Source organism: Nocardiopsis sp. TNDT3, assembly GCF_003427465.1.
Classification (GTDB): Bacteria; Actinomycetota; Actinomycetes; order Streptosporangiales; family Streptosporangiaceae; genus Nocardiopsis; species Nocardiopsis dassonvillei.
Window position 1 is genome coordinate 1 of the sequence record NZ_QPFC01000888.1, and the last position, 3,592, is coordinate 3,592.

Consider the following 3,592-nt stretch of genomic DNA (forward strand, 5'->3'; position numbering starts at 1 on the left):
GCGGCGCGCGTCCCCCCGAGCTCCCCGCCCAGCTGGTGCCCCGGCACGTGGCCGTGGTCATGGACGGCAACGGCCGTTGGGCCAAGGAGCGCGGGCTGGCGCGCACCGAGGGGCACAAGGCCGGTGAGTCCTCGCTCTTCGACGTGATCGAGGGCGCCCTGGAGATGGGCGTGGCCAACCTGTCCGCCTACGCCTTCTCCACCGAGAACTGGAAGCGCTCGCCCGACGAGGTGCGCTTCCTCATGGGCTTCAACCGCGACACCATCCGCAGGCGCCGCGACGAGCTGCACGCGCGGGGGGTCCGCGTCAAGTGGGCCGGGCGCGCGGGGCGGCTGTGGAAGAGCGTCATCCGCGAACTCCAGGACGCGGAGGAGATGACCAGGGACAACACCGCGCTCACCCTCCAGTTCTGCGTGAACTACGGCGGACAGGCCGAGATCGTCGACGCCGCGCGCGAGCTGGCCCGCAGGGCGGCGGCGGGTCTGCTCTCCCCGGAGAAGATCACCGAGGACACCCTCGCCCAGCACCTCTACGCCCCCGATGTGCCGCCCGTGGACCTGTTCGTGCGCTCCTCCGGCGAGCAGCGCACGTCCAACTTCCTCCTCTGGCAGTCCGCCTACGCCGAGTTCGTCTTCCTGGACACGCTCTGGCCCGACTTCGACCGCCGCGACCTGTGGCGGGCCTGTGAGATCTACGCGAGCCGGGACCGCCGCTACGGCGGTGCCGTGCCCAACCCCGTGTCGGAGGAGAAGAAGTGATGGCAGGTTCGGACGGCCCGCTGCTCAGGCCGGGCATGTCGCTCGTCTCGGTGGGCGACAGCTTCACCGAGGGCGTGGGCGACCCCTACCCGGAGCCGGGCGCGGGCTTCCGCGGCTGGGCCGACCGGCTGGCCGAGCACCTGGCCGACGAGCTGGGCGAGGTCATGTACGCGAACCTGGCGGTGCGCGGCAAGCTCATGCGCCAGATCGTCACCGACCAGCTCCCGCCCGTCCTGGCTATGGCCCCGGACCTGGTCACCCTGAGCGCGGGCGGCAACGACCTGCTGCGCCCGGGCGGGGACCCCGAGCGGATGGCCAGGATCCTGGACCACACGGTGGGCCGCCTGCGCGCCGCGGGGAGCCAGGTCGTGCTCTTCACCGGCGTCAACATCACCACGGGTTACATGCGCGGCACCATCGGCCTGTTCGCGCGCTACTACATGCACGTGCGCGCCGTCGCCGACAAGCACGGCTGCCTCCTGGTGGACCAGTGGCCGATGAGGGTGCTCACCGACCCCCGGGCCTGGGACGAGGACCGGCTGCACATGTCCCCCGAGGGGCACCGCCGCCTGGCGCTGCGCGTGGCCGAGGTGCTGGGCGTGCCGGTGACGGAGCGCTGGGACGAACCGTGGCCGCACAGCGAGCCGGTCGGCTGGACCCGTGCGCGCCGGGAGGACCTGACCTGGGTCAGGGAGTCGCTCGGCCCGTGGATCGGCCGCCGCCTGACGGGGCGCTCCTCCGGCGACACGGTCACGGCCAAGCGCCCGGAGCTGACCCGGGTCACCAAGGACCGCTGACCGCCGCCGAACCGGTGTGAGGTGGCTCCCAAAACGCCGAAAACGATCAACCTACTGTCGCGTAACCCTGGCGTGGAGTTGGATGATCGGGCATTATGAGCGGTTTTGGGACGAACTTGGTGCACCAGGACATCCTGTCCTACGTCGCCCTCGGTGACAGCTTCACCGAGGGCATGAGCGACCCCTACCCGGACGGCGGCGGCGCGCCCGACGGCCGCTACCGGGGATGGGCCGACCGCCTGGCCGAGCACCTGGCCGACCACGTCGCGGAGGTGCGCTACGCCAACCTCGCGGTGCGCGGCAAGCTCATCGGCCAGATCGCCGAGGAACAGGTCCCCCGGGCGGTGGAGCTCTCGCCGGACCTGATCACGCTGTGCGCGGGCGGCAACGACATCATCCGCCCCGGCAGCGACCCCGACGCGGTGGCCGTGGCCTTCGCCGCGGCGGTGGAGGAGCTCAGCCGGACCGGCGCGCGCATCGTGGTCTTCACCGGGTTCGACACCAACTGGCAGCCCGTGATGCGCCACATGCGCGGCCGGATCGCCACGTACAACATGCACCTGCGGGCCATCGCCGACCGCTACGGCTGCGACGTGGTGGACGTGTGGAGCATGCGGGTCCTGGACGACGCCCGCGCCTGGAGCTGGGACCGCCTGCACCTGTCCCCGGAGGGCCACCGCCGCATGGCGCTGCGCGTGGCCGAGGTGCTCGGGGTGCCCGTGGAGGGCGACTGGAGGCAGCCGTGGCCGCCCGCCGACCCCCGCGACTGGCGCTCCGCCCGCCAGGAGGACCTGCACTGGGCGCGCGAGTTCCTGGTGCCGTGGATCGGCCGCCGCCTCACCGGTCGCTCCTCGGGGGACAACGTCAGCCCCAAACGCCCCAGCCTGGACCCGCTGCGCCGGGACTGACGCCCCGCGGGGCGCCGCGCGCACGACGCGTCGGCGCTCCGGGCGTGGACCCGCCGGGGCAGACAGCCCCGGCCGGGCCGGGATAGTGTTCCGCTCGACGGAGCCCACCGGTCCACAGCGGGGAACCCCATGCCCGACGAGTCCGCGCGGCGACGCGAGTCCGCACGCGTCCTCAGGACGGCGCTGCGCAGACTGCGTTGGGAGCGCCTGAAGTTCCGGTTGCGGCTCATAGGGCCGCTGCGGTACTACGAGTTCTTCGAGAGCCTCGGGACGGTCGAGGCCCGTTCGGACGAGTCCTACCTGCTGGTGATGGCCTCCCACCCGGGGAACGGGCGGCCCCCGCTCCTGCTGACGCCGGGCTACCACTGCCGCTTCGGGCAGTTCGTCAGGGGGACGGGGGAGGTCAGGTACGCCGAGATCACCCTGACGGTCGACGACGCGGGCAGGCCCCGGCTGCGCTCGGTCGGCCGCACCCACCCCGGCGACCGGGCCGGATGGCGCGCGATGGTCCGCGACATCCGGGCCCTGTGGAGCACCCGGGGGAGCGGCGCCGCCCACGAGGAGGACACCTTCGAGGCGGCCGTGCGCCGCTACCACGCGCGCTGGCCCTCGCCCCGGCGCGGATCGGGGGCCTCGGCGCGCTCCGGGTTCTCCGAACCGGGGGAGGGCAACGCCCACGGGGGTCAGCCGACGGCACAGCCCGTACCCCGCGGGCGAGCGCCCTCGGCACCGCGCCCCCGCCCTCTTCCGCCCCGCTCGGCGCCGAGGCGTTCACCGCCGCCGCGGTGTGGGGTTCGGAGCGGCCCGCCGACCGGGACTGGCACGTTCGCGCCGTGGTGCGCGACGGGGCCGGGCAGACGTCGGTGGCCCGAGCCTGGGGCGGGGCCCGCCGGAAGCCCGACCTGGTGTGGTTCCAGGACAGGGGGGCGCCCAGACCGATCGCGGTGCGCAGTGTGCGGCGCGTGCTCGAGTGGGCTTCGCCCTGGGCCGCGGAGCCCGACCTGGTCCCGAACCTGTCCGGTCCGGCGGGCGGCAGACCGGTCTCCCGGCCGTCGGACCCCTCGCCGGAGGAGGGCCCGCTGACCGGTCGGGCGGCTCCCGCCCCCGCGAGCGGCCCGGCCTCCGACGC

Annotated in this window: 3 protein-coding genes; all 3 read left to right on the forward strand. The window is 74.0% G+C overall.

Annotated features, from left to right (window positions below; all coding sequences use genetic code 11):
* Window positions 1-758, forward strand: a 758-nt coding sequence (locus tag DQW06_RS21130; protein WP_117199158.1) for an isoprenyl transferase, incomplete at its 5' end; no start/stop codon positions are given.
* Window positions 758-1,555, forward strand: coding sequence for an SGNH/GDSL hydrolase family protein (locus DQW06_RS21135; protein WP_117199159.1), 798 nt, complete (start codon window positions 758-760; stop codon window positions 1,553-1,555). The genes DQW06_RS21130 and DQW06_RS21135, both read left to right, overlap by 1 nt.
* Window positions 1,556-1,650: 95 nt before the next feature.
* Window positions 1,651-2,463: an SGNH/GDSL hydrolase family protein gene (locus DQW06_RS21140; protein WP_026337915.1), complete on the forward strand. Its 813-nt coding sequence runs from the start codon at window positions 1,651-1,653 to the stop codon at window positions 2,461-2,463.
* Window positions 2,464-3,592: the final 1,129 nt, after the last annotated feature.